General features: G+C 34.7%; 31 protein-coding genes. 12 read left to right on the forward strand and 19 right to left on the reverse strand.

The genetic code is table 11. The features are described 5' to 3' along the window. Window positions 1-40: 40 nt before the first annotated feature. Complete coding sequence (locus CFPG_RS03845) at window positions 41-1,750, forward strand: acyl-CoA dehydrogenase family protein (RefSeq protein ID WP_012573693.1); 1,710 nt, start codon at window positions 41-43, stop codon at window positions 1,748-1,750. Window positions 1,751-2,844: 1,094 nt separating this feature from the next. On the opposite strand, the gene CFPG_RS03850 is transcribed toward CFPG_RS03845, so the two are convergent. Next, a complete protein-coding gene (locus CFPG_RS03850) occupies window positions 2,845-3,249 on the reverse strand; it encodes a hypothetical protein (protein ID WP_012573694.1) in 405 nt (134 codons plus the stop codon). Window positions 3,250-3,439: 190 nt separating this feature from the next. On the opposite strand from CFPG_RS03850, the gene CFPG_RS05340 reads away from it, so the two are divergent. Beyond that, the gene (locus tag CFPG_RS05340) at window positions 3,440-3,757 is read left to right on the forward strand and encodes a hypothetical protein (protein ID WP_083754409.1); all 318 of its coding nucleotides are present in this window, start codon (window positions 3,440-3,442) and stop codon (window positions 3,755-3,757) included. 859 nt (window positions 3,758-4,616) lie between these two features. Here CFPG_RS05340 and CFPG_RS03855 read toward each other — a convergent pair. The 8 genes from CFPG_RS03855 to CFPG_RS05565 all read right to left on the reverse strand — a co-directional run bounded on the left by CFPG_RS03855 (window position 4,617) and on the right by CFPG_RS05565 (window position 8,188). Beyond that, window positions 4,617-4,829, reverse strand: a complete 213-nt coding sequence (locus CFPG_RS03855; RefSeq protein ID WP_041572429.1) for a hypothetical protein — start codon at window positions 4,827-4,829, stop codon at window positions 4,617-4,619. A gap of 400 nt (window positions 4,830-5,229) precedes the next feature. Continuing rightward, complete coding sequence (locus tag CFPG_RS03860) at window positions 5,230-5,520, reverse strand: hypothetical protein (protein WP_265347977.1); 291 nt, start codon at window positions 5,518-5,520, stop codon at window positions 5,230-5,232. 217 nt (window positions 5,521-5,737) lie between these two features. Beyond that, window positions 5,738-6,133, reverse strand: coding sequence for a hypothetical protein (locus CFPG_RS03865; RefSeq protein ID WP_265347978.1), 396 nt, complete (start codon window positions 6,131-6,133; stop codon window positions 5,738-5,740). A 200-nt stretch (window positions 6,134-6,333) separates the two neighbouring features. Continuing rightward, a complete protein-coding gene (locus CFPG_RS03870; RefSeq protein ID WP_265347979.1) occupies window positions 6,334-6,579 on the reverse strand; it encodes a hypothetical protein in 246 nt (81 codons plus the stop codon). Window positions 6,580-6,581: 2 nt separating this feature from the next. Further along, complete coding sequence (locus tag CFPG_RS03875) at window positions 6,582-6,803, reverse strand: hypothetical protein (protein ID WP_041572432.1); 222 nt, start codon at window positions 6,801-6,803, stop codon at window positions 6,582-6,584. 389 nt (window positions 6,804-7,192) lie between these two features. Beyond that, window positions 7,193-7,330, reverse strand: a complete 138-nt coding sequence (locus CFPG_RS05555; RefSeq protein ID WP_265347980.1) for a hypothetical protein — start codon at window positions 7,328-7,330, stop codon at window positions 7,193-7,195. A gap of 320 nt (window positions 7,331-7,650) precedes the next feature. After that, complete coding sequence (locus tag CFPG_RS05560; protein ID WP_265347982.1) at window positions 7,651-7,812, reverse strand: hypothetical protein; 162 nt, start codon at window positions 7,810-7,812, stop codon at window positions 7,651-7,653. 202 nt (window positions 7,813-8,014) lie between these two features. After that, a complete protein-coding gene (locus tag CFPG_RS05565) occupies window positions 8,015-8,188 on the reverse strand; it encodes a hypothetical protein (protein WP_265347983.1) in 174 nt (57 codons plus the stop codon). Between the two features lie 831 nt (window positions 8,189-9,019). On the opposite strand from CFPG_RS05565, the gene CFPG_RS03885 reads away from it, so the two are divergent. Further along, on the forward strand, window positions 9,020-9,643 hold the full coding sequence (locus tag CFPG_RS03885) for a recombinase family protein (protein ID WP_012573696.1): 624 nt from the start codon (window positions 9,020-9,022) through the stop codon (window positions 9,641-9,643). A 64-nt stretch (window positions 9,644-9,707) separates the two neighbouring features. Here the strand turns inward: CFPG_RS03885 and CFPG_RS03890 are convergent, their stop codons facing one another. The 7 genes from CFPG_RS03890 to CFPG_RS03915 form a co-directional block, all read right to left on the reverse strand. Continuing rightward, entirely contained in the window at window positions 9,708-10,052 is a 345-nt protein-coding gene (locus CFPG_RS03890) for a hypothetical protein (RefSeq protein ID WP_265347984.1), read from the reverse strand. 352 nt (window positions 10,053-10,404) lie between these two features. After that, window positions 10,405-10,923: a hypothetical protein gene (locus tag CFPG_RS03895; RefSeq protein ID WP_012573698.1), complete on the reverse strand. Its 519-nt coding sequence runs from the start codon at window positions 10,921-10,923 to the stop codon at window positions 10,405-10,407. Between the two features lie 24 nt (window positions 10,924-10,947). Next, the gene (locus CFPG_RS05345) at window positions 10,948-11,073 is read right to left on the reverse strand and encodes a hypothetical protein (RefSeq protein WP_407637764.1); all 126 of its coding nucleotides are present in this window, start codon (window positions 11,071-11,073) and stop codon (window positions 10,948-10,950) included. A gap of 156 nt (window positions 11,074-11,229) precedes the next feature. Then, complete coding sequence (locus CFPG_RS03900; RefSeq protein WP_265347985.1) at window positions 11,230-11,409, reverse strand: hypothetical protein; 180 nt, start codon at window positions 11,407-11,409, stop codon at window positions 11,230-11,232. A 153-nt stretch (window positions 11,410-11,562) separates the two neighbouring features. Continuing rightward, window positions 11,563-11,706: a hypothetical protein gene (locus CFPG_RS05570; protein WP_265347986.1), complete on the reverse strand. Its 144-nt coding sequence runs from the start codon at window positions 11,704-11,706 to the stop codon at window positions 11,563-11,565. A gap of 1,185 nt (window positions 11,707-12,891) precedes the next feature. Next, window positions 12,892-13,128, reverse strand: coding sequence for a type II toxin-antitoxin system YoeB family toxin (locus CFPG_RS03910; RefSeq protein WP_012573699.1), 237 nt, complete (start codon window positions 13,126-13,128; stop codon window positions 12,892-12,894). Window position 13,129: 1 nt separating this feature from the next. After that, window positions 13,130-13,405 (reverse strand): hypothetical protein, encoded by a 276-nt coding sequence (locus tag CFPG_RS03915; protein ID WP_041572436.1) that lies wholly within the window; start codon window positions 13,403-13,405, stop codon window positions 13,130-13,132. Between the two features lie 330 nt (window positions 13,406-13,735). On the opposite strand from CFPG_RS03915, the gene CFPG_RS03920 reads away from it, so the two are divergent. The 7 genes from CFPG_RS03920 to CFPG_RS03950 all read left to right on the forward strand — a co-directional run bounded on the left by CFPG_RS03920 (window position 13,736) and on the right by CFPG_RS03950 (window position 18,471). Then, complete coding sequence (locus CFPG_RS03920) at window positions 13,736-13,945, forward strand: hypothetical protein (protein WP_041572437.1); 210 nt, start codon at window positions 13,736-13,738, stop codon at window positions 13,943-13,945. Beyond that, window positions 13,942-14,460 carry a replication initiation protein gene (locus CFPG_RS03925; RefSeq protein ID WP_041572438.1) on the forward strand — a complete coding sequence of 173 codons (519 nt, stop codon included), beginning with the start codon at window positions 13,942-13,944 and terminating at the stop codon, window positions 14,458-14,460. The genes CFPG_RS03920 and CFPG_RS03925 overlap by 4 nt, the downstream gene beginning before the upstream one ends. Beyond that, entirely contained in the window at window positions 14,429-14,866 is a 438-nt protein-coding gene (locus CFPG_RS03930) for a hypothetical protein (protein WP_041572439.1), read from the forward strand. The genes CFPG_RS03925 and CFPG_RS03930 overlap by 32 nt, the downstream gene beginning before the upstream one ends. A gap of 438 nt (window positions 14,867-15,304) precedes the next feature. Then, window positions 15,305-16,207, forward strand: a complete 903-nt coding sequence (locus tag CFPG_RS05575; RefSeq protein ID WP_050720679.1) for a replication initiation protein — start codon at window positions 15,305-15,307, stop codon at window positions 16,205-16,207. A gap of 123 nt (window positions 16,208-16,330) precedes the next feature. After that, window positions 16,331-16,903 carry a hypothetical protein gene (locus CFPG_RS05580; RefSeq protein ID WP_041572440.1) on the forward strand — a complete coding sequence of 191 codons (573 nt, stop codon included), beginning with the start codon at window positions 16,331-16,333 and terminating at the stop codon, window positions 16,901-16,903. 125 nt (window positions 16,904-17,028) lie between these two features. Beyond that, window positions 17,029-17,568: a hypothetical protein gene (locus tag CFPG_RS03945; protein WP_012573700.1), complete on the forward strand. Its 540-nt coding sequence runs from the start codon at window positions 17,029-17,031 to the stop codon at window positions 17,566-17,568. A gap of 591 nt (window positions 17,569-18,159) precedes the next feature. Next, complete coding sequence (locus tag CFPG_RS03950) at window positions 18,160-18,471, forward strand: DUF805 domain-containing protein (protein ID WP_407637765.1); 312 nt, start codon at window positions 18,160-18,162, stop codon at window positions 18,469-18,471. 22 nt (window positions 18,472-18,493) lie between these two features. Here CFPG_RS03950 and recG read toward each other — a convergent pair whose 3' ends face one another. The 3 genes from recG to CFPG_RS03970 all read right to left on the reverse strand — a co-directional run bounded on the left by recG (window position 18,494) and on the right by CFPG_RS03970 (window position 22,691). Beyond that, on the reverse strand, window positions 18,494-20,143 hold the full coding sequence (gene recG / locus CFPG_RS03955; RefSeq protein WP_407637766.1) for an ATP-dependent DNA helicase RecG: 1,650 nt from the start codon (window positions 20,141-20,143) through the stop codon (window positions 18,494-18,496). 1,209 nt (window positions 20,144-21,352) lie between these two features. Continuing rightward, entirely contained in the window at window positions 21,353-21,655 is a 303-nt protein-coding gene (locus tag CFPG_RS03965; protein WP_012573703.1) for a hypothetical protein, read from the reverse strand. A gap of 715 nt (window positions 21,656-22,370) precedes the next feature. After that, window positions 22,371-22,691: a hypothetical protein gene (locus CFPG_RS03970; protein ID WP_012573704.1), complete on the reverse strand. Its 321-nt coding sequence runs from the start codon at window positions 22,689-22,691 to the stop codon at window positions 22,371-22,373. Between the two features lie 1,610 nt (window positions 22,692-24,301). Between CFPG_RS03970 and CFPG_RS05585 the strand changes: the two genes are divergently transcribed. Then, window positions 24,302-24,436 carry a hypothetical protein gene (locus tag CFPG_RS05585; RefSeq protein WP_265347988.1) on the forward strand — a complete coding sequence of 45 codons (135 nt, stop codon included), beginning with the start codon at window positions 24,302-24,304 and terminating at the stop codon, window positions 24,434-24,436. 54 nt (window positions 24,437-24,490) lie between these two features. Further along, window positions 24,491-24,688: a hypothetical protein gene (locus tag CFPG_RS03975; protein WP_265347990.1), complete on the forward strand. Its 198-nt coding sequence runs from the start codon at window positions 24,491-24,493 to the stop codon at window positions 24,686-24,688. The last annotated feature ends 48 nt before the right edge of the window (window positions 24,689-24,736 follow it).

Raw genomic sequence — 24,736 nt, forward strand, 5'->3', positions numbered from 1 at the left:
TTTTACTGAAGAAACTATGAGTTAAATATTATAAAAAATTATGGCAAATTTTTATCTAGATAATCCATCTTTAAAACATCATCTCTATCATCCTTTGATGAAACGTATCGTTGAATTAAAAGAGCGAAACTTTACAGATAAAGATCAATTTGATTATGCACCGATCGATTTTGAAGATGCAATGGATAGTTATGAAAAAGTAATGGAAATTGCAGGGGATGTAATTGGTAATGTTGTTGCTCCTAATGCAGAAGATGTAGATCGTTTAGGTGGCAAATTAAAAAACAAACGCGTACAATACGCTCCAGGTACAATACAAAACTTACAAGCAATCACTCAAGCCGGCTTGATGGGACTCTCTATGCCTCGCATCTTTGGTGGTTTGAATTTCCCGATGGTTACTTTTATCATGGCTTCAGATATAGCAGCCCGTGCTGATGCAGGTTTTTGCAACCTTTGGGCATTACAAGACTGCATTATAACTTTATACGAGTTTGGAAATGAACAGCAACACAAGCAATTCATCCCTCGTGTTTGTGCTGGAGAAACCTTATCCATGGATCTAACTGAACCAGATGCCGGTTCCGACTTGCAAGCAGTAGCATTAAAAGCCACCTACGATGAAAAAAAAGACTGCTGGAGACTAAATGGAGTAAAACGATTTATCACTAATGGAGATGCTGACATACATCTTGTACTAGCTCGTTCGGAAGAAGGAACAAAAGATGGTAGGGGGCTTTCCATGTTTATTTATGATAAAAAAGATGGAGGAGTCGACGTTCGAAGAATTGAAAACAAAATGGGTATCAAGGGGTCTCCTACTTGCGAATTAACTTACAAAAATGCTAAAGCGCAATTGTGTGGAAAACGTAAATATGGCTTGATTAAATATGTGATGTCTCTGATGAATGGTGCTCGCTTGGGTATCATGGCTCAGGCAACCGGACTTTCGGAAGCCGCTTACCGTGAAGCAATAGTATATGCCCGAGAAAGGAAACAATTCGGAAAAACAATTATTGAATTTCCAGCAGTTTATGAAATGATTTCTAATATCAAGGCAAAGTTATACGCCTCCCGTTCTATCCTTTATGAAACTGCCCGTTTTGTAGATATATATAAAATATTGGAAGAAATCGCTAAAGAGCGCCCGTTAAATGATGCGGAAAAATTAGAATTAAAAAAATATAAAAGGTTATCCGATGCTTTTACTCCACTTGGCAAAGCCATGAATACTGAATATGCCAATCAAAATACTTATGATTGTATCCAAATTCATGGTGGTTCGGGTTTTATGAAAGATTATACTTGTGAACGTTTATATCGTGATGCTCGCATTACTAGTATTTATGAGGGAACTACACAATTGCAAGTTGTAGCTGCTATCAGGCATGTGTTGACTGATACCTACCTAACTCAGATTGAAGAATATCAAGCGATACAACTAAAACCGGAGCTAAATAATCTGAAACAAAGATTATCGAAATCAGTAGAAATCTACAAACAATTGGTTAAAAAAGTTGCTTCCACAAAAAACGCGGAACTTATTGATTTTCACGCTCGCCGTTTGGTAGAATGTGCAGGACACCTTATATTGAGTTATCTGTTATTATTGGATGCCAATAGAAATCCTGCAGAATTCGCTCATTCTGCAGAAGTATATGCCAATTATGGAGAGGCAGAAATAAAGAAAATTCAAAATCTTATTAACCGTTTCAATATTGAAAACATAAGTTTTTATAAACAGTTGTAAATAGACTAGATTGCTAAAAATATATTGCATTTTCAAAAATCCAAATAATTTTAGAGAATGTGATATATTTTTTAAATGCTGAGTTCTAATTCACAATAAGGTTTAGTTATATAAAATCCGTTCCCTCCCTTTTGTAAAAAGTGTTCGCTGACATTCAATTTTCCCTGTTTTTTCACCAGTTTTGTCCAAATTTTATATTGAGATAATGTAAAGTAGCCAATTATCCGACTTCAACAGTTTATTTGATATTTTTCCAATGAGAAGACACTATTAGCAAGTTGCGAACAAACACATGTTGAAACATTCCAGATACAATAAATCTCTTTCCCATATTATCTGTATTATTAAAATACTTTCATTATTTCTTCTTTCTATAATAATATTTCTGAATTTCACCCGTATTTTTCCCAAAATACCTCACTATAAATCATTCCCATTAATCAAAATTTCAGAACATCTACTACACATATCATCCAAAATATGTGATTGATTTTATTCCTCTGCAATGGATATTTCTTCATCTCATCTCCCATTCTTCTTTATAGGAGTGCTTAAACCATACCCGTCCTGCACAGTTCTGGTAACTGTATTCAGCTTTTTATAACAGAAAACTCCATATTCTGATTGGGCCCCTTCGATTATCCTGTTTCAAGAAAATAGAGGGTTACTTTTTGAAAAGTTATCCAATCTGTCCTGAAATATCTCTTTCTTATCATAATAGATGTCCACTTTGAGTAACTTCTTGATGAATAAGAATATTCCATTCGTCAACCATTTTTTACAGTCAATTCAATTAATTAAACTCTCCAATCCCTGAGTTTTTCTTATTACATCTGTCCTGCTTTCAAGTTCACCTTTCCTGAGAAAAATGCAATCAAAACTACCCATCATATTGTTTATATCCTTTATTTCATTATTACAGATTTGTAATCTCATGTCTGTTAATTTTTTCAAGAATTCTATCTATGTCTTTCACCAGAGGACTTATTTCAGATAGCAGTTTCTTATCATTGGATAAGCAAGGGTTTTATATTCCTTTATAATTTCATCCACTTCATTCTAAAACCATCGCACAGAGAGTCTATATTTTGTTGTTAAAGAATCTCTTTTTTTGTCATAGTAAACATATTCCATAATTCGCCGTTGAATTTCCCCATCTGACTATCATATTTATCATCATCCATCAAATTGTTATATCTATCAATCTTTTCGTAAAGACGATTCATAGAAATCAGATTTTTGAGTTTTGGATTTTTTCCTAATTTGCACTCAACAGCCAGTTTTCTTTTGTTAAGTTTAGGTATTATTATTGTTTTTATATGCTCTTTGCCGTATAGATTATTTATCCTGTTAGCAATATTCACTAGTTCGTCATTATAGTGGACGATTTCTCCATTGTCAATTTTCCGTATTACTTCATCCATATCATTTATCAGAAAATTTCTTTCTGAGACCAATTCGTTTTGATCGTCAATTAATTTTTGTTCTTCTTTTTCCAAATCATATACTTCATCCTGAAGCTTACTAGCAATACTATAAAGACTTTGCTAGCTATTTTTAGAAGGTGGAGTACTTCTGCTGGCTTTTGGAAAAGCAGAGAAAGTAAACAGTAATAAGAATAACAGGATTTTGTATTTCATACAATGCTTTTATTTTTGCAAACAGATATATAATAAATTTAAGATTTTCATGAAACTAAATACTTCAAGTTTACGTGGATTCATGTTAGGTATTTTTAGGCTCACAACACTAGTTATCATGTGGATGTCTTTGTTTCGCATGTTCTATTCGATGGTGTATGGCATTGCTGGTTTGATAGACAGCAGCTACCATTATGGAGTATATGAATGTTGGAATAGAGAATCGTACTTCAGCTTCTCCTGTGGAATCTTTTCAGCTCTCCGTCATAATAATACCGGAGCAATAGTTGTTTCTGCATTACTGGCTTCACTGAAGCTTTATGGATGGATTTACTGTTGGGATAAACGGTACGTCATTTGCCAGTGAATGAAAGGAAAGTTCAAGCAAAAAAACAAGCACCTACTTTGAGCTACCACAAAACTATGATTCAAATATGACTAATCATCGATTGATGTTCATTTCCGATATATGCCCATAGTATAGATTATAGGTGATTTGAATAGTCATCTATTTTAGAGATGTATCCACATTGTCTTCTTGTAGGCTATTTCTTTTATTTAAAAGTTGATTCATACATTCATCCAATTCTTCCAGATTTTTTGGGAGGTTAGCTATTTTTTTGTTAAAGCTGTCTACTTTGTTATAATAGACATCCATTTGCTTAGTAGCCTCTTTATCAAAATCGTTCCATTTTTTAACTATTTCATAGAGTTCATTCGTATGAACTATATCTTTTCGTATTGGATTTTCGTCCAGTTGGCAGTCAATAACTGATTTTCTGCGATTGAGTTCATCAATTTTACTTTTAAAATCAGGATATTTACGAGAGAGAGTACTTATTCTTTTACTGATATTTTTTTATTCTACCATTGCAGTATTGAATTTTGTTAAATTCAACCTTCAGAAGAATGTTGTTTATGTTTTTTGTCAGAATATTCATCTCCGATATCATTTTTTTACGATCGGTAAGTAAGGTTTTCCATTGAATTGTGATTCGATTCACTTCCTTTCTCATATTGTCAATATTCGCTTTGAAAGCGTCATATTTCGTATCGTTATTGTCAATATTTGTTTGGAAAGCTCCATATGACTGGGCAATGACATTGATATTTTTGTTGGAAAAGAGTGTTCCAAAAACTATAATAGAGAAGACTAATAGAAGTTCCGATGTTTTGGCTAAAGACTCTTATTTTTTATAAGACTGAATAGCAGTTTCCTTCCGGTCTTATTCCTCCTCCGTATACTTGTCTTTTTTTAGATAGCTACATTTCTCTTTGATTTCTTTCAATGCTTCCGTTGTAAAATCGTGAAAGTTCCTTGTTTTTTCTTTCTTCTCACGGAAGCAACTAGCAAAAGCAATACGTACAAGTAGGATTGTACATAGGATTGCACAGAAACAACCAGCGAAGGTTACGGCAAAAATTTCTAATTGATTCATAGTTTTAATGATTATTTATTGTTCTTAGTTATAATTAGTCCTATTCACATTTGCTGTAGCCGCATTCCATGCAATGAATGCAGCCTTCTTGATAAATGACTCGATCACTTCCACATTCTGGACAGACATCTTTTCCCATATTCATTCTGATAGATATGATCTAAGTTGAGTGATTGTATAATTTGGAAAGCGTGAATATTGCTAGAAGATTCCAAAAGATTTCAAGATATGCTTCGCAATAGCAAGAGATAGGAGTCATTCAGATTGATTTGTTTTCCTTCTAATAGTTTCTGCTTTATCTCTTCAATACATTGCAAGAAAACTTTCTTGACTACTTTTTTTCGTCTCTCCGGTACTTTTCTATACGCTAGAAACTATATCGCCGGTGCTAATCCTTGTGTTACTTTGTTTTTGCATAATGAATTGTTACGATGCTACAGATTACAGTTAGTATACCCAGTCCCCATAGACTCCAATTCAGTTTTATAGCATCTTTGGCAGATTCAATATCACAGTGTATACTGTTCAGTTCTTTATAGATCAAAGCTAGAGTAGCTTGAGAATCTTGCGAATTATCTCTTACAAGACTTTTTTCTGTAGCGTTCATCTGATCAGGGGAGGATGAACTAACGGATGGAAAAGTTGCTTCCATGCCCAGAATGAGCGATAGCAACAGAAAGATTTTCTTCATTTGTACTTAAGATTTAATTATAGTGGAATAGCTATTTATCTAAAAACTATTTATCTAAAAAAAACAAGAAGAACAGAAAAGAGTTTGCTGACTTTCTTGCGAACGAAACGAAAAGATAAAATATTATCTCATTAAAATGTCTGCATGGAGATGATAAAATACTTGCACCACATTGAGAATAGAACAATGCAACATTCAGATCATCTTGATAAGTCTTTTAATCGATTACTATTTGCGATATATTGCTCTGTCTGTATTCAACCCATGCTTTCTTCTGTGTCCCTCCTCTGTTTACTGGAGTATATCCCTTGGCTTTCAAGCCAGAGACAATATTGTTTATAATATCAACAGCATCGATGGGTGGCTGAACTATCCCTCCTATGTCCTTACAAATAATCCTCACATTGCCATCGGTATGGTTACAGGCATCAAAACAGGTTTTATTAGGATGACTATCACTGTAATAATAACCATCCGCTCCTCCATATGGATCAATTAGATAGATATTAATACTATTATAATGCTCGGACGAATTTTTCTGAATATCTGTTGCTTTTACTCCATAGCATGCTATGCTGAAGAGAAGTAGTAGTGTGATTCTTAGTTTTTTCATGTTCATAGTTATATTATGATGTGTCCTATTATAATATCTGGCGTATCATCTCCTCTGCTGGATTTTCACACTTTACGTCGTGGAACCAGTTCTCTTTTATTACCATAACCATATTTATTTATTCACAAAGTTATATGTTATCTGTGTCTTAGAGGAGGATAAATCCCTCTTCCATTCGTTTCGTGTATAGAAGGACTATTCTATCTATCAATCCATACACAGTCCTTTTCTGTTATGCTCGGATAGTCATCTGTTCCTTTGGTAAAATAACACGAATCGGGTACAGGTTCTATTTTGTACCTAGTTCCATTTGGGAGATCTTCCCAGGGGACTTGTATGTAGTTATCTTCATAAGCAGCATGTTGTGCTTTCACAATGAAGGGATTAACAAATGGTATTCCCCAGAAATTCATAACTGTCATCAAGATAAGCATTAATTTTTTCATATTCATCTACCTGAATAATGTGAGTAATGAGAACTATGGGAATAGTGCGAAGAGTGAGAGGAATGTGAAGGACTCCAATTGTCTTGTGCATCACCTCCCATCCTTAGGATAATATTATTTGTAGTTTCTTTCTTCATTGCTTTAGCCTTATTCCATTTGAACAGGAACCCACTAATAGCGAAAGCTGCACAAACCACATAATACAGAATTCTTTTAGACTTCATGATCGTTAGTGTTTATTAGTTATAAAATCGATTAGACATTCGTCTACTCTGAAGTTAGCACAACGACGGTATCTCTCATTACGATATCTCTCATTACAGCATACTTATATGCTTTCATTGATAAGCAGATAAGAACAAGCAGAGACAGTATTATACTTTTTTTATCATTCTATCTTAATTGATTTAATATCTGCCTGAGCTAGAGTAAAGCTTGTACAAGAATATGAACGATGGTAACATCCTTCATAATAGCAATAGTCTGGAGTGAAATGAACACCACAGTCAGTAAAGAAAGCATAAAGCAAATTAATACATGCTTCCCGTTAATGTCATTAACATCTTTGTTGTTGTCATTGAACCACTTGAGCCTTATTTTTACATTAGAGCCTTCAAGGTTTGCATAGTATGTTGCATGTCCCCCATTCTGACTTATTATAAAACTCTCTTCCATTTGTCATCTTAATAGTTAGCTCATTATCCCAAAACCAAGCTCTATCTATCGTTGTCTCTAGTGCAGGATGACGCATATAGATTACTGTCCACCAGCTCCGAGCGGAGCTATCAAGAATAGAAATATGGCAATTGTTAATGTTAGTTTCTTCATCTTAGTTTATTCTATTTTTATTGATTTAACGTCTTTTCCAGCTACGGTAAACAAAACCCATGAGTGTGTGGGGGGGGACGTAAGAGTATGGTGCCACCATTGACGACTCTTCGTGATACTCATAATGACGAGTATAATTGACACAACATTCGTCGAAGAAATCTCTCAACTTGTGATAAACCATAGCTCCGTTAATATCTGCACATTTCTTGTTGTAATCATAATCCCGTCTACACGTGATCACTACGTCTTGTCCTTAATCCATGCATTATAGGTCGAGCTATCCCAATCTGTCTTGATGTAAAAATGTTGTCCTTTGGTCATGTCGATAGTCAGCTCGTTATCCCACCATCTTGCTATAGTGATATCTATTCCATAGCGATCATGATAGCATGGATGTTTCATATGGATCGTCGTCCCGTTGGCCAAGTGAAAACCGAAGCTTAATAAGACGAAGATCAACAGTAATATATTGAGTAGTTTTTTCATAATATGCGAAACTCAAGCAGTAAGATTACTGCTATTCACATATACATAACAGGAAGCAGCACCTACCAAAATTTTAGTAGATAAAGTCTCTTTTTATCGCCTACTTGTCTGGATTTTTCTAAGGAAACACAGGTAAGGTTATTATTCCCTTACTATCTGCGTACTTAAGTAAGAGGTATCCGCACTCAACAGTAAAAGCTGTGGATGCTATGTCCTTGATTGTTTGCCACACTCCTGCTTGGGCAAAAAGGATACTACAGGACAGGATGGTTGTTAAAACTAATTCCTTCATAGATCTGTAGATTTTAATATTAGTTGCACTTGCAAGGATCGTCCTTACAAGGGGCTTCTTTAGGGCATTTTTCTTTCTCCATGATGAACAAATTTATTTTCTTATCTGTTAAATCTTCTGTATGTTAAATTTATTTGATGCAGATCGCTGTTTGTTTTCCAAATATAATCTATTGAATCAAAGAAACGGTAAGGTATAAACTACACCGAACCGTCCCAACTGTCGTAATAAAAAAACTAGAGAGAGGGATGGAAACAATTCTGTCCCATTTTTTTATTATTCATGTTATTTAATTGTATTATAAACAATACATTACATTCTCTTCGTTAAAGCTATTATTTGTAATAGGAGCATATTGTCATAGTCAGCATTACGTCTATGAATTCAAATTTTCATAATATGTCAAACCTTTTTCATTCCTGAAAGAGCGAGATCCTTAGGGTAACCCTCCTAAATAAACACCCCCTACCTTCATAAGTATTTCATACTAGCCCCCCTATACCTTATTTCACAACATTAAGAAGTACGTGTGGGAAATGAGCGGACAAAAACACCACACAGCATCAGCAAATGGGAAACCGCCCGCACATAACTGCGCTAAAAGGGTTTCCTTTGATTTCCGACAGGAGAAACGTACTTAGGTTCACTTTTTGGGGCGACTCTGAAAACAAGCTTTTTTGTCAAATAGCTTATTGTCATATTGTCAGTATCCTAAAAAACACGGTTCTACGATCTCATTCCTTATTTTTTTACATATACTATAGCAAGTATAGCAATTTATGTGTTTCGTAATTATAAATATTAAGTCTAACTATTAAAACCATCGAATGTATGAATGTTGTGTATCTAAGAGTAAGTACTTGCCATCAAGACGTAAATAATCAGATGATGGGGATAGAAAAGTACATGGAAGAACATCAAATGACGATTGACCGTGTAATCGAAGAAACTGTTTCAGGGAAAATAAAGGCAAGGGATAGAAAACTTGCTTCTGTTATGGACGAACTTAAAAAGGGTGATACCTTGATTGTAAGTGAAGTATCCCGTATTGGACGCAACATGATGGATGTAATTAGTAACATCAATATGCTCTGCAATGAGAAAGGATGCAATTTTATTGCAGTCAAACAGAACTATTATTTCAAGACAAATGATCTCAACAGTAAGGTCATGTTATTTGCACATACGATAGCAGCCGAGATTGAGAGAGATTTAAACTGTGCTAGGACCAGAGAATCTTATTTGAGGGTTAAGGCAGAAAGCAATGGAGATTTTGTTTGGGGGAGACCAAAAGATTCAGGGAAAAAACTGGTAATTAATCCTTATCTATCTATTGACGATATAGCCAGACAGAACAATGTACACAGGCGGACTGTTACCCGTTATGTGAGACAGTACAGAAAGGATTTATGCTACAAGCCAAGAAATCATTATTTAACACTGGCTCAATGTTAGTTAAAGAGCAAAGAAAAACCGGCAGGAAAAACCCTGTCGGTTCTATTTTTACTCGAAAGAACGTTTATCTTCCTATAACAGGAACCACAACGATTTCAACAGTAGTTTCATCGCTAATACCTTCTTTGTCCATCACACCCTTCTTATAGATAGCGTACATATCATCTCCAAGATCTACTTCATAGAATTCATTTTCTGCTACAGATCTATAACTTACTTGTTTTTTACTAAAAGGTTTTCCAAGAAATGGACATTCACGATGATGATCCCTTTCTTGTTTCACTTCTTCTGTCTGTGCAGGAAGAAGTTCAGGTTTTATTTCTTTTTTTGCCGCTTTAGCTTCTACTCCCCAAATTCCCCAAAAGAGAATGGAGAAAAAGATCAAGGTTAATAGTTTTTTTGCTTTCATATTCATAACAGTTGTTTTTAGTTTAACACTTTAGTTTAGTCTCATTCTTTGTCTAGAGACCGGACGATACAAATTTACTTGATTTAGAAATCAAATAAAAATAGATACATTTGCTGTATCTATTCCACTAAAAAACAAAAGGCTGATCCCATTGTTCTCCCCGTTCGCAATTTCGGGGAGTTTTTTTTTGTGCTAAACCGCATAAAACACAGGAGCGACAAGGCAATTACCTTCTACCGCTCCCATATCTAATAATCAACTAAAAATCTCTTCTTATTCTACGTAGTTGGATATGAACTCAACTATTTATTCAAAAAAACGTATCGTTTTTTCATAATCTTTAGACCGGATGCTATACCCCTATTACATCTTTTAAACTGTGAGTATAAAGAGTGATGTAGTCATAATGACAGTATTTCTTTACTTCCCCACCAATTATTTTAGCAATCCTTTCCATTTCTTTTAAGCATCCTTCTTGTGTTGGACTATTATCATACAATCCTATATTACAGTAGTTATCGCTACTATGATAGTAGTCACTAGTAAGAGGATCATCATATAGGCTGCATCCTGGGCTAAAATGTCTTCCGTAAGTCCCATATAAATTAATATGGAAAGTTCCCGGATGGCAAGTAGTGGTGCCTTCTAGAGACTGCTCATCAGGATATGGATAATCAGCACTAAGCCAACCTTCCAATCCATAATTAAGATTGTATTTGCAATCGATGTCAAATTCCTTCTTTGTTCCATCCTTAAAATACACTGTGCAATATTCTTTAGAACCCGAAACCCATCCCTTTTTGCATGAAGAGACAGACACTGTTACAAGCAACAGCATCAAACTATAGAAAAGAAATAATGTTTTTTTCATACTGAGCAGTTGTTAATCGTCATTTTATTTATCATCATAGTGTCCCAATAGCAAATGAACAATGATACAATCCCCTTTAATCTCATACACCATCCTATGATGTTTACTGATTCTCCTAAACCAAACCTCCCTTCTCTCGTAATGTTTCAATTGCTCTGGCTTCCCAATTCTACTTATTTTATCACGTGGTCTATTGATATTATCGATAACAGCACAGCAATCTTTTTATTAAGAGGACTGGCCAGCCTTAATATACTCTCTGTAGTCTTTTTTCGCCCTTCGAGATAACTCTACAACAAATGCCATCTATCTACATATTCCTTGTCCTTCCATTCCTCTTCTAGGCTTCCTCATTTCTTCCTTGTAAGCTTCGTCATAGGGTATGAGTTTGCCTTCTCGTTCGTCCTGATCAGCTTCTTCAATCCACCTATCAAGATCTTCCATAGTGTACACGAGTTTGATATCATCGTCTGAATCAACGTCCATACTTCCGTCAACCTTTTTTGTTTTTTCCTTTACTGTTTCCATAGCTTATAAAGATTATAATCCAATTATCTATTTTTTTTAACCCCTGCAATATACTCTATAATTTTGTCCGTTAATCTTTAGGAGTCAAATATTCCCTTATTGTAAGAACGCTCAAGCTCTCTTCGCCCGCTTCTTCTTATTCTTCTTGATGAAAGGATTTATTTTACTCAACTGTTCAATTCTTCTCTTAGTAAGTGGATCATTCTGAATAGCTTCCTTGCGTGCTAAAATAGCATCGTGTAGGAACTTGTCCATTCTCTCTGATCGTTCTTTTATACTGGCTATATAAATGTGCCGTTACACGTGGATGGATACCAATCAGTGAAGGAGAAATCCCTCCAGATGGTTTTACTGTATATTCACCGAGAGTAAGAGAGCTGTATAATTAGGACATCTATTTATACACGGACAATCGGAACGTTCTCCGTTGCACGATGGGTCCCAGTGTCCATAACACGCTTTCCGTTCTTTACAGGGAGATTTAAACATATCAGATCAAGTACTTAACTTGGCTTTTACCATTTAATGATTAACCAGATCACCAGAATAACGAACACAACAATAATAATCCATTCCAAAAGCATAGCGATTGAGTAGTTAATTTAGGATACAAACAGCTTCTCCTCATATTTTCTTAGCATACGGTCAAACACATGACACTCTGAAGAACGAGAACAAAATGAACAACAACGGCTATCAAAGGCTTCTAGCTTGCAATTCTTCTTCTCTTCCATCATACTCTATACCTTTTTATTTTTTTTATAGTTATTTGTCGTTATGATGTACACAGAGAGCTAAAATAGGGAACTATCTTTTCCCTTTCCTAAGTCTAATCGGATCAAAGGTGTCCTCTGCATAACTGTATTTATACCTGCATCCTTTTGAGTAGTCATCATTAAGAAAGAGTTTAAGTTGCCAGGACTTAAAACGAACCTGTTGTTTCGTGTTAGGCGCGATGACTAAGGAATCCCTAAGCTTGTCAAAGTTACATTGACTGATCAACTCATTACGGGATAAGCCTCTATCTTCTTCTATTTCAATAAAATAATCGTCCATCAGCAAAAACGATATAGGGTCCATTCTATTCATTAGAATTTGTCCAAAGATCTGAAATTATTTCGCTTTTTGAAATAGACTTTGATACTTGAGGAAGGTAATGGTTAATTTAAAAGGATAGATCTAACAACAAAGAAGCGGAAAAGCTATCATAACTTCCACGCCACCATTGTCTACAATGAATGAATAAGAAACGAGTATAGAAATCTTTAAAACAAAACAAGAAAAGCCAGCAAAACTATGCTGACTTCCCCTGACAAGAGCAAAAAATAAATTTGGAAATAATTGCTAGTCCGAAGGTAATAAAAATTATCGTACTTTATTTATCATCATAGTGTCCCCAAAGTGTCCCAAAGATTAGTTACCCTTACTTTGCCTGGTTCTTCATATTTCGTATGCCATACGGTAGCGTTCATCAATTCTGCGAGACCAAACATCTCCACCCCTGTGTTTTAAAGGTTTAGGCTTTCCAATTCCATATCTTCGAGGGTTAATAGCTAAATCATTTAGCATACGTTTGATTCTATCTAAACAAGATGGATTACTATCTTTTTCATGCCTTGCTAACTCCTCTATAGTATCTGAGGACAATCTCACAATATAAGTTTTCTTACCATTCACATTACTTTTCTCTTTCTCTTGCCTCCATCCTCTCTATCATCTGGTCTATCTCTTCCATCAAGGATTTGTCATAGGGTATGCATTTCCCTTCTCGAGATGCTTGACGGGCTTCTTCTATCGATTGATGAAGCTCTTCCATTGAATACAAGTACGGATCTTCTTGTTCTGCTTCAGCATTTCCTTTCATATCTAAATCAATCGGTAAAAGATTGGGGTCAATATTCAATTGATAATCCTTATCCGTTTTTTTTTCAGTTCTCTCTTTTACTATTCCCATGATATTGTAAAGATTTTATTTAGATGAAGGTCTAAAATTCTATTGAGAAAACCCAGAAGCAAGGGATTTCAAATTTTCAAAAAACCTATAAGCTCTTATAGAAGACTCTTATAGAAGAAAAGAGTTTAGGTAAGAATAGTAAAGTTTTACTTTAGATTAAAAACTTCCAATTAAGACTACAACTTTGAAAAATAAAAGCTATGAGATTTAGCTGGTATTACTTATTAAAAGTAGCAATATGAAATATTAAAACTATATGGTTGAAAACTGTTATTTTTTTACATTTATTAAAAGATAGCGTGGTATTTGTAAGATATAGCTTCTGTATTTATGGGTATTTGGAAAAAATGGAAAGGATTATTGTTGATATTTCGTAGGAATAAAAAGTTAGGAGGAATAGAAAAGTCTAAAGGGTTCCCCCTAACCACTATAACGACTCAAGGAAAAGACAATAAGAGTAGAGATATAATTCAATCTTATATTATCAGCAGTGCGAGGAAAGATTTTTCAACCTACGAGAAAAGATCTTATCCAGCATGATGGAAATGTTCCAATCTCAAGAGAAATTGGAAGAAGACTGTTCTATTCGTGAAAATCAATATGGAGATGTAGAGATTGTCATGCCTATTCCTCCATCACGGATAGAAGAAGGGCTTAATGATTGCCATAGTCTGGTAGAACAGGTTCTTGTTGATTTGCAAAAAAAGGTCATCCGTTATGAAAATGAAGAGAGATGGACTAGTATCTCTTTCATTGAAAGTCTAGAAATCATCAAAGAAAGTCATAGAATTCAACTTCGTTTGAACAGTAAGGTTTATGGAGCTTTAATAAGTCTTTCTAGTGGTCATCGAAAACAAGAACTAGAAGGAGCAATATCATTTCGAAGTACCTATGCACAACGTTTTCATGAAATTCTCAGGGATAAAAATATTCCATTTACCTACAGTATCGAAGATTTGAGGAATCTATTAAAGATTAAAGGTAGAGAACAAGTACAAATCAATATGGATTTTCATTGCTCACGTGATAGAACCAGCAAAGAAAGAACTGGATAAGAAGTCTCCATATAGCTTTACTTATGAGCCTATTTATGAGAAACAACGCAATCAGAAAGGTAGAAAGAAGATTATCGCTATCACTTTCACTCCATCTAGTCCATCGAGACAGCAGGATATCACTAAGGTAAAAGAAGAAAGCAAGCACGACATAATGCCTTTTGCAAAGAAGGAAATAGTACCCTCCACTTCCTCTGAACAGCAAGAGGAAAGATCTGACAGTAATAGAAAGGAGGAGAAGGTCCGTGATTTCTTAACGAACACACTTCATTTTTCAGGAGAAGAAATGGATGATTCGTCAGACCGAATAATGAAAAAGGGTGGAACCATCTACCTATTTCGTCTGTTTCGTTCCTGTGGCAGAGACTCAGAAAAGACAATAGAGAAACTGAAACAGTTGCCATGAGAACTAGCGTTCCTGTATTTCGCATTTTAAGGTATCCTCCTTGCATTTTCTCTGCTTGGCAACATTTTTTCTATGTCTTCGTTACAACGACATCATCTATGAGGCTTATTTTGCGTCAAATAGGATCCTGTTCTCATATGGCATTCCTACAATAGGAATAGGACATCGATCAATCTTTTCTTTTTAAGGGGAGTCACCGAAAGTAGGGGTAATTTTTCTTTTTAGTTGTTTAGATTCCATGATTTTTGATTTTGATTATTTAAAAATTTGCTACAATCTACTTATGATTGTTTTAACTTATTATTGATATAACTTATCACTTGCAAAAAAAAACAGATGTTAGCAACTGGTATTCAGTAAGTTATATCGTTAAAGTTGAATAAAAAAATCACGGATCGGATACATTTTTTTAATATTTGTGCACTCAAATTTATTTAAATGGAAATTTCGTCATCAGAACGAGAGGGTAAAAATTTAATTGCCTTAAAACCGTCCTTGATGAATAAGGACGTTATTCAGTCGTATATCCTGACAACAGCAAAGTATAATTTTTCTATATATCAGAAGCGTATTCTGTATAGAATTGTGGAGTACTTTCAAGCTTTACTTCAAGGGAAAAAGTTGGATAAGAATTTTTCAATTGAACATGATTCTTCGGGTTTGCCATTGATTAGCATGCCTATTTCTTGTTTTAGACCAAATGTAAAGGACAAGCATTATATCCACCAAATAAAAATGGCTCTAATGGATTTGCAAAGGGAAATTATACAATATGAAACCAAAGAAAGGTGGGAAAGTATATCACTGTTAGCTTTTCCGGTCATATTACATTACAGTCGTATCGTACAGTTTCGTTTGCATCCAAAAGTTTATGAATTTGTAATGGATTTTTCCAAAGGTTATCGTAAGTATGAATTGGAAACGGCAATGTCTTTTAGAAGTGTCTATTCAATGCGGTTCTATGAACTTCTTTCTGGGCAGAAGCATCCATTGACATATAGTATAGCGAATATAAAAGCTATGTTTCGGTTAGAAAATAAATATAAAAATGTAGGTGTTTTTATTTCACGTGTTATTGAGCAGGCTCAAAAGGAGTTGGATTTGAAATCTCCATACAGCTTCACCTATGAACTGGAATATGAGGAGGAACGTAAACAACATGTGGGCAGGAAAAAAATTACAGGTATAACTTTTATACCTGTTTATCGTTCAGAGAATCGTAATAGTATATTGGAATATAAAGACCTGTGTAGAACAGTTGTTCTTTCAGATGTACTCTTGCCAGAGGAGCAGCATTTCTTTGTTTCATTAGGTTTTACCGAACAGGAACTGAAAAAGTAAGTATTACAACTTGCTTATTGATATAGAAAAAGCAAGGAGACAAGGACGAATATTGATTACTCCTGTTCTTTTGGACTATTCCAAAAATAAGAAGAACCCGAGAAGACCTATGCTCTCAAAGCTTTGAGGAATGAGATTAGGGGGTGGAAAGAAGAATTGTCTAAACAGAATCAGGATAAGCTATCTAAGCAATTACAGCGGGAGGTCAAGACATATCATCAGGATAAGCAAAGTATCCATTACTTTCTCAAAGATTATTTAGGATTTTCAGGAGAAGAACTAGACAAGGCATTTGAATATGTTTCAACTCACGGAGATCATGACTGTTTGGATGAACTGATTCATTCTTGTAATAAGGATAAGGAGAAAATGAAGGCGTCATTACAAAAAATCATTCAATCCATCGGATCAGTTGGCCAACGAAAGAAAGCACTTAAGGCTGCTCCTAAGACTGCTCTTAAAGCTACTCATGAGGTTATTTCATTAGAACAGAAAGAGGATCAGACGAAAGATGAGCTAATTGTGAAGGAAGAAACAGTGAATGAAGAACAGATAGTCATCGTTTCCAATCAAGATCAAGAAAAACAGGAAGCGATTCCGCATAATGTCGTTCAGCCTAGTGGAAGGTCGTCTTATATAGGGAAATTCATCCGAAACGGGATGAAAAGGATAAGGAACTATTTTCATATCCATTGAACGTATACAGTAAGAGAACAAAATTGCTTTTGTCCTCTGATTTTACTGATTGCCATACCTAACCTATTTTCGGCAAGTGAGGAGCACACAGGTACTGATAGACCTAACGAAAGTGATTAGAACATATGAGCTACCAACTCAAAATCGATAAGATACATCCCAATTGGAAGAAAGATCTCTCAGATCGGACATCACATGAAGTTAACTTTCTACGTTATGTCATTGATGGTTACGGCGAAGATTACTATGTCATAGGCTTTGCTGGGGAGGACAGACAGTATCGTTATCACCACGATCTCTATTCATTTAGCAGCTGCAAACCTCCATCTTTCGATATCAGAGTGATGGATGGTAATAAAGTTTTTCTTCGTGTCTTCTACGTTAACATAGAGGTAGATCCATCTAATTGGAAGGATGTGATAAAGGAATACGGCTGTTACTATAGGCTTAGTTGGTCTTTTAATATTACAGTTGAGTATAGGCTTAACACAACTCAGTTCATGGAACATGTAGAAGATTTCTCACTACGGTTTTATGATCCACTCAGCATTGATACAGGACATAGCCCAATAGACATGGCTTCCAAATGTCTTACTTTGGAACCTTTGCAGAACATATTGGAGAGCTGGGACGAAGAAAATTGGAAGCAGAAATTGTCAAAATAGGCAAAGCTTCAGTATGCTTCCTATAGGGACACTGAACAGGAAGATAGAACGGCAAAGATAGATATGGATAAGAGATCAGACAGCTCCCTACAACGGATGCAATGTTGGATGAAAAATACGGCAAGAATGGAACTCCCATGAGGGATGCTTTTAACAGGGAAGCTGATGCTTGCTATCGAGATGTTATAGCAAAAGCCGATTCTAAAAAAGAGGAATGAATTGAAAAGAAGAATGTATTAATTTCATAATAAGACAGGCAAAACAGTGTTAGCCCTATTTGGAATAACCACTACATTTCAGTTTACCCCAAAAAGATTTCCATTTGTTGGCTAGTTTTCTTACACAAATAGAACATTTTCTACATGGGATACAGGCTTTGCTCATTTTATTTATTTTTGCTTGTCAATGTACGAAAAATATTGCTTGATTAGTGGTAAAGTCTACTCTTTTTTGATAAGTCATCCACATATTTCAAGTTATCATGAGTATCAAGTAAATAGTAACAGTATGCAGGATATATTGATAACCATATTTAAGACATTGGAAGGATTCTTCTCATTTAGAGGACGAATTAGCAGAAGGGAATTCATCATGAGCTTTCTAACTACTTTTTTAGGCTTTTGTATACTAGGGAAGATCGAACCGTCTTGCATATCTGATTCTGGTCTTATAACAGAACACTGCTTTGAATCGAGGTTATCCATTCTATGGATAATCTTGTTTTGGTTCATGTTTGCCCAAAGAGCTAAACGTTGCCACGATGTAGGACACAGCGGTTGGTGGCAATTTATCCCACTTTATGAACTATGGCTTTTGTATGCAAAGGGACAGGTAGGAAAGAATGAATATGGTGAAGATCCACAAGATTTGGAAGAAGATTTGTCCTCTCAAAAAGAGGATTAAGAATAATCAAATTCCATCCAATCTAAAGTGTGATGAATTGTTTCTCTATGTTCCATCTATTCAAATGCTGTTTCAGCAGGATGTTTTGAGGTTTTTCCAAATTAGGATCATCATCTAATATTCTACGGGCTAGATTTCTTGTATAATCTAGTATATCCCCGTCTTGTGATAGTCTAGCTATTTTTAAATTGGAATCGAATCCACTTTGTTTTATTCCGTTTAAACTTCCCGGCCCACGCAGTTTTAAATCTTCTTCAGCAATAATAAATCCATTGTTGAAGTTAGTCATGATAGTAATACGTTTTCGTGCATCTTCAGATAGCTCATGATTGGTCATTAGAATACATACGGCCTGTTCTGTACTACGTCCTACTCTCCCACGTAATTGATGCAGTTGAGACAACCCAAAACGTTCGGCATTTTTTATAATCATCACAGAAGCATTCCTGACATCTATTCCTACTTCTATGACGGTTGTTGAAGTCATTATCTGCGTCTCTCCAGAAATAAATTTTTGCATCTCCTGCTTTTTCTCCTCTGGCTTCATTTGCCCGTGAACCATACAAATATTATATTCAGGAAATACCTTGCTTACCGCTTGAAATCCATCCTGTAGATTAGTCAGATCTATTTTTTCATTATACTCTATCAGAGGATAAACAATGTAAACCTGCTTGCCTTTTTGTACTTCCTTTCGCACATATTCGTAGATTTTATCTCTTTGCTCATTGTGTCTATGATAGGTATTTACAGGTTGTCTTCCTGGAGGCAACTCATCAATAATAGATACATCTAGATCTCCATAGATTGTCATTGCCAGCGTACGAGGAATAGGAGTTGCAGTCATGACTAATACATGTGGAGGAGTAGTATTTTTGTCCCACAACTTAGCACGTTGTGTTACACCAAAACGATGTTGTTCGTCCACTACGACTAATCCCAGTTTTTTGAACTCAACCTTGTCTTCAATCAAAGAATGAGTTCCAATAAGGATTTGGATGTCTCCGCTTTTCACTTTTGGAAGCATATCTTCCCGTAGCTTGTTATTTGTCGATCCGGTTAGCAAGGCTACTTTTACAGCTGATCCTTTCATCAAACGATTAATTGTCTCGTAATGCTGCATTGCTAATACTTCAGTAGGAGCCATGATTGTTCCTTGAAACCCATTGTCGGTTGCTATCAAAATGGAAAATAATGCTATCAGTGTTTTTCCACTTCCTACGTCTCCTTGTAATAAACGGTTCATTTGTTTACCACTACTCATGTCCTGCCAAATTTCATTACCTACCCTTTTCTGTGCATAGGTTAGTTCGAAAGGAAGATGATCTTTCAAGAAGTAGAAATTCTCTCCTGTCTCTTTACATCTGAACCCATCTATATGCGTCTCTCTGTGTTTAGCAATAGAGAGGATACTAAGCTGGAGATAAAAGAGTTCCTCAAATTTTAGACGGTACTGAGCCTGCTGAAGAAGATCATTTGATTTTGGGAAATGAATGTTACGTATGGCTTCATCTAAGGATATTAATTGGTATTTATCAATGATTCCTTCTGGTAATGTTTCCCAAAGAGGCTCTTTGGTGTTTTCTAATATTTGTTTTATCATTTGATTTATAACACTGGAATCCAACAAAGCTTTTTTCATCTTTGCTGTTGTACGATATACTCCCTGCATACCTTGCCACTTTTTAGTCTTTTTTTCGCAAATATTCCAAATCAAACAATACGCATAGATACATAAAAGCTCTAGCAGGAAAGCATGCCAGAAATTCGATTCTTTTGACTAGCTTTATCTATATGGACATAATTAAGACCATATCGGACAAGATTGACGTAGAACAGTAATAGAATATACAATTCTCACCTCTGACAAGCTTGGGCACAGGTCACTGATTTCGCTCGCCAAATGGAGAACCAATTCAGGAAAGAGCTTACAACAGAGCTCTTTGACGATCTTGCTAAATTGTATGTACACATATAGATAAATTTAAATTTGAATGATATGAATAGACTGGATGAGATAAAGATGAGACTTGACAACTTGATTGAAGAAGCTCAAGAGATCAAAAATCTCCTTAACGACTTCAATGACGAGATAGAGTAAGGGACTATGTCAATAAAGATAAACTAACATAAGACGATCATGAAGCTTGACGATTTCAACCTGCGTAACTTCTTCCTATGGAAGGTCAAACTTATCATGTGGCTTTACTTTTTCCTTTTTGCCTATAAAAACGTATATACTGTTGCAGGCTTATGTGATAATTCAGATGTATTTCATCATTATTATCATAATGGTCATATAGTATATGGACATTGTGGTATTTTGGAATGGGGTCATATATGTATATGTTGGGACCATAGTATTCTTTATGCTTTGATTAGGAATGGCTGGACAACAGACATGGCTCTGCTTATTTCAGCATGTCTGGCAACACTCGTGCTATACGGACTTACCTATTGCTGTAGCAAAGACAGAATTTTCAGATTGATGAAAAGAATGTCAGATTATATAGGATAAACGCCATTTGATGCATTTTAAGGCACATTATAACGATTATCTGCTTTGAGCAGCAAAAAAACATATTCAAATAACAATCGTTCACTACAGGTCGATTTTGACTATTATACATGATATTTTCTGTTGGCACTCTGTTTTTTGTTTTCTACATTCCATCACTTACTATTTTAGTAAAGCCAAGGGTATATCATTATACTACATAGTAAAATGTTGACTACTGTATGCAGGTATAGATTCCGACGCCATTAGAATGATTGGATACATAAGATGTATATCTATTTTGTCCTAGATATATTACCAAAATTATAATATGTATGCGTTATGGACTCTGTAACGTGTTTTTATGAAGGTTGACTATTCTACTTATAAGTTAAGTGTATTTAGTTTGTCGACGTTATCATTCAGCTTTAGTTCCTCTTCATTCCAAAAAGCTTCACATTCTTCAATCGTTTTGTTATGATCAGTCCAGTCAACTAAATTTCCCAATCTATGTGTTTTGTTCACTACATCTATCCTGCGATTAAGTTCAGCATACCTACTAGAAATGGAATCATTTTTATTTTTAATATTATATATCTTATTATTTATGTTTTTTATTTCTTCATCATTGAAGTCCGTGATTTCACCTCTGTCAATTCTTTCCATGTCATGTATAAATACATCCACAATACATCACATCCACAATACATCCACTTCTAGAATCAACTTCCTTATGTCAGAGAGTAATATTTGCCATCCTTTTGTGATGTCATTACTTCATTCTGAATCTTTTGTACGGATGGGATGGGTTTTCACTTTACTGTTAAAGGCATTTACCTTATCGATGTAGACATTTGATTTCGCAACAAATTTTTTAGCAAAGGTGTTCCATTCTTTAACCTCCTTATAAAGGAGCATCTATGTAAACTAGATTTATCAGTCTTGGGTTATCATCCATTTGACAATCAATAACGGTTTTCTTGCGGTTGAATTCATCAATTTTATTTTCAGAATCAAAAAAAAATGTTGGCGAGAGTACTTATTTCCCCCCCCCCCCCTATATTATTGCAATCTTTAATTTGGCAGTTTTTAAGCTCCAAAAGGAGTTTGTCTATGTCGTTCGTCAAAATGTTCATTCCCAATAGTAATTTTTTACGATCGGATAGCAAATTTTTATTTCCTGTGTGATGGAAGAAACTTCTTTTCTAATTTTGTGAACGGTGGTGGCAAAATTTTCATCGGACCGAGCAGAGACACTATTGTTTGTAGTGGGCAAGAATACTCCCAAAGGCTATAACAGAAAATAGTAACAGGATTCTATGATTTCATTTTTATCCGAAATGAGGATATGAAACATTTTTTTTCGTTTTCATAAAACTTTCTTTGATTGCTACAGGTTGGATTATTTGCTTTGTAATCTTCTAACAATCCTTCCTTCAATATCCATCACTAAGTCAGTATTTTGTTTATTCATTGTATCCCAGAAGCTAGCCACTACATTATGGACAGCTCGTTGATTAGATTTTTCTTCTATCTTGATGATCCCTTTCCTTTTGAGCCAGTTAACTGCTGTTACCCATTCTTCATCTGCAATTTGCCACATGAAGGTCTCTTCCATGAGCTTGGAACGCAGTTCACTTAGTTGATCTAGAGTATAGTTTGTTCTCTTGGCTTGATGGCATAGCCGTGCTAATGTATTATAATCAATTCCTCCTCCCTGCATAATGAATTACCTTTTTTTTGATAAAAATAATTCATTTCAAATGGAGGTTGACAGGGATTGTGTCAATTTTCTTTACTTTGTTTCAGGTCAAATTGTTTTTTTTAGAATGACTATTCTAACAATTACCCCTAATACATGAGAAAAATACCAATACAATTACCATCTTTGTTTTTATCTATTTCCTTGACAAGAACAATAGGTCCTCGAATATAACAAATATCTTTGGTCCAAGCAGAACGTTTGCACAATCAGATGATGCGTTTGAGAAGATGGCATTAAATAAATTGAAACAAGTATATGAGATCTTGACATGTGTGTATACTAAATCAAGTGAGACATATGAAGAAGCTATGGAGACAGTATAGTTAAGCAATTCAATGAGTGTGATGTTTGGGAAAAAATAACAAATCGAGCCATTGAAATTTATGAAGATTGACTTGAGCAGCATATGGAAGTACACGGAACAAGAGACATTAATGTCAGTTAGATATTGGTTTATAACAATAACGATTGAGTGATATTGCTGATTCAACGTATACAAGCCTAACATTTACCCTACAGCCTTAATTGACCTTGAAGACAAAATCAAGTTTTTTACTATAAATGAGAAATATGACTGTTTCATACGTCAAAAAGACATACCAGTAATTGCAGACGATCTTGCCAAAGTTGATAGTTTGTTAGAGTTAGACACAAAGAAGATAGAAGTCTCTCAAACAGGGTTACCGTTTTAAGTTAAATCATAATAGTAAGAAGGGATAAGAGTAGGTAGTGAAAGCTATCTGCTCTTATTTTTTTATGTATGTACAATGAGATAACGAACTATTATAACTATGAGACTAATATTATTTTTTATAACAATATTTCCATAGATATCAATTAACAGGCATGATATATATGTAAATGTAAACTTTATTGAACCAGTTTTGAGAATGTTAACAGAGTTTATATTAAAACATATTTAAATATTAAAACTATGAAAGAATTCAGCTTTGACGAATTACTAAAAGAGAATAGGTACCGAAAGAACACACGCAATGGTTAAGAGATCATGGATGTGAGTATGATGAAGATTATGCTGATATGATGGAATAATGCTACTACGAGTAATCATCATTGTTAATGCTAGTCATCATCTATCCTTTATTGTATTTATTAAGACAATTAAGTATTATGGAAGAACTAGTAAAAAATATCAACAAGCAATGTATCGGTATTACAAATGAGACGGATGATGTATTAAGATCATTATCTCATAATATGTGGATAGCTTATCCAATATTCTCAAGTATATGGAAGCTGAGTATGATATGATAAGAATAATGCGTACGATGTAGATGTATAAGAGAAAAGAGTAAACCAAATACTAACAATTTAAATTTTAAGACAATGGCAATTATATCAGAAGAAATGATTATGGATTTCGTTGGTGGATATGAAGCATTAGAAGATCTTAGTGAAAACAAAAAATACACAGCAGTAGAAGCATCTATAGACTTCTAGATCCAGATCTAATAAAGAAAATAGAAGAAGACTGTTAGTTTAAGTTAAACTTGAAATTAAGGGTGAGTGTTATGCTTGGTTTGATTTTAAAAATCAAATCAAACCAAATGAAACATGAATTTATAGCTTACAAAGGTGGAATACAATTAGAGAATGATGTAGAAGAAACAGCAATGGTTGTTAGTTGGGCAATAATCAGAGATTTAGTCGAGAATGTTAAATACGAAGAGTATGAACGTTAATACATCCTTGAATACATTAAAACACAGTACTGTATTAGGATGAAGGAAGCGGGAATGAGATTTGATATTCCTATTTATGATTTAGAAGAGCCTAATCCTATGTATGAAGAAATTAGTTCTTTAGTAGAAGACAAAAAATATGGGATAGATTTAGAAGAAATAGACGATAAAGGTAAGAGACTTATCATTCAATTAAGTAGGTATAAAACAATATTATATGTTGCAGAATATCTTGTAGATAACGTAAGCTAAAATAATTATGAAAAAGGTAAAAGACTATTGGGACGACAGAAGCTATGT

The organism is Candidatus Azobacteroides pseudotrichonymphae genomovar. CFP2 (assembly GCF_000010645.1).
Lineage (GTDB): Bacteria > Bacteroidota > Bacteroidia > Bacteroidales > Azobacteroidaceae > Azobacteroides > Azobacteroides pseudotrichonymphae.

What these genes read in the sequence shown, in the direction of transcription:
- CFPG_RS05565 (WP_265347983.1), bottom strand. Translation starts at nt 8,188, where the DNA reads ATGAAGGAATTAGTTTTAACAACCATCCTGTCCTGTAGTATCCTTTTT.
- CFPG_RS03975 (WP_265347990.1), top strand. Translation starts at nt 24,491, where the DNA reads ATGAGATTTGATATTCCTATTTATGATTTAGAAGAGCCTAATCCTATG.
- CFPG_RS03855 (WP_041572429.1), bottom strand. Translation starts at nt 4,829, where the DNA reads ATGAATCAATTAGAAATTTTTGCCGTAACCTTCGCTGGTTGTTTCTGT.
- CFPG_RS05560 (WP_265347982.1), bottom strand. Translation starts at nt 7,812, where the DNA reads ATGAAACATCCATGCTATCATGATCGCTATGGAATAGATATCACTATA.
- CFPG_RS03845 (WP_012573693.1), top strand. Translation starts at nt 41, where the DNA reads ATGGCAAATTTTTATCTAGATAATCCATCTTTAAAACATCATCTCTAT.
- CFPG_RS03915 (WP_041572436.1), bottom strand. Translation starts at nt 13,405, where the DNA reads ATGGGAATAGTAAAAGAGAGAACTGAAAAAAAAACGGATAAGGATTAT.
- CFPG_RS05575 (WP_050720679.1), top strand. Translation starts at nt 15,305, where the DNA reads ATGGAAATTTCGTCATCAGAACGAGAGGGTAAAAATTTAATTGCCTTA.
- CFPG_RS03945 (WP_012573700.1), top strand. Translation starts at nt 17,029, where the DNA reads ATGAGCTACCAACTCAAAATCGATAAGATACATCCCAATTGGAAGAAA.
- CFPG_RS03895 (WP_012573698.1), bottom strand. Translation starts at nt 10,923, where the DNA reads ATGAAAAAAACATTATTTCTTTTCTATAGTTTGATGCTGTTGCTTGTA.
- CFPG_RS03925 (WP_041572438.1), top strand. Translation starts at nt 13,942, where the DNA reads ATGATGGAAATGTTCCAATCTCAAGAGAAATTGGAAGAAGACTGTTCT.
- CFPG_RS03870 (WP_265347979.1), bottom strand. Translation starts at nt 6,579, where the DNA reads ATGAAAAAATTAATGCTTATCTTGATGACAGTTATGAATTTCTGGGGA.
- CFPG_RS05585 (WP_265347988.1), top strand. Translation starts at nt 24,302, where the DNA reads ATGAAACATGAATTTATAGCTTACAAAGGTGGAATACAATTAGAGAAT.
- CFPG_RS03875 (WP_041572432.1), bottom strand. Translation starts at nt 6,803, where the DNA reads ATGAAGTCTAAAAGAATTCTGTATTATGTGGTTTGTGCAGCTTTCGCT.
- CFPG_RS03900 (WP_265347985.1), bottom strand. Translation starts at nt 11,409, where the DNA reads ATGGACGTTGATTCAGACGATGATATCAAACTCGTGTACACTATGGAA.
- CFPG_RS03950 (WP_407637765.1), top strand. Translation starts at nt 18,160, where the DNA reads ATGAGCTTTCTAACTACTTTTTTAGGCTTTTGTATACTAGGGAAGATC.
- CFPG_RS03890 (WP_265347984.1), bottom strand. Translation starts at nt 10,052, where the DNA reads ATGAAAGCAAAAAAACTATTAACCTTGATCTTTTTCTCCATTCTCTTT.
- CFPG_RS03885 (WP_012573696.1), top strand. Translation starts at nt 9,020, where the DNA reads ATGAATGTTGTGTATCTAAGAGTAAGTACTTGCCATCAAGACGTAAAT.
- CFPG_RS03865 (WP_265347978.1), bottom strand. Translation starts at nt 6,133, where the DNA reads ATGAAAAAACTAAGAATCACACTACTACTTCTCTTCAGCATAGCATGC.
- CFPG_RS05570 (WP_265347986.1), bottom strand. Translation starts at nt 11,706, where the DNA reads ATGGACAAGTTCCTACACGATGCTATTTTAGCACGCAAGGAAGCTATT.
- CFPG_RS05340 (WP_083754409.1), top strand. Translation starts at nt 3,440, where the DNA reads ATGAAACTAAATACTTCAAGTTTACGTGGATTCATGTTAGGTATTTTT.
- CFPG_RS03860 (WP_265347977.1), bottom strand. Translation starts at nt 5,520, where the DNA reads ATGAAGAAAATCTTTCTGTTGCTATCGCTCATTCTGGGCATGGAAGCA.
- recG (WP_407637766.1), bottom strand. Translation starts at nt 20,143, where the DNA reads ATGCAGGGAGTATATCGTACAACAGCAAAGATGAAAAAAGCTTTGTTG.
- CFPG_RS05555 (WP_265347980.1), bottom strand. Translation starts at nt 7,330, where the DNA reads ATGCGTCATCCTGCACTAGAGACAACGATAGATAGAGCTTGGTTTTGG.
- CFPG_RS03970 (WP_012573704.1), bottom strand. Translation starts at nt 22,691, where the DNA reads ATGCAGGGAGGAGGAATTGATTATAATACATTAGCACGGCTATGCCAT.
- CFPG_RS03920 (WP_041572437.1), top strand. Translation starts at nt 13,736, where the DNA reads ATGGGTATTTGGAAAAAATGGAAAGGATTATTGTTGATATTTCGTAGG.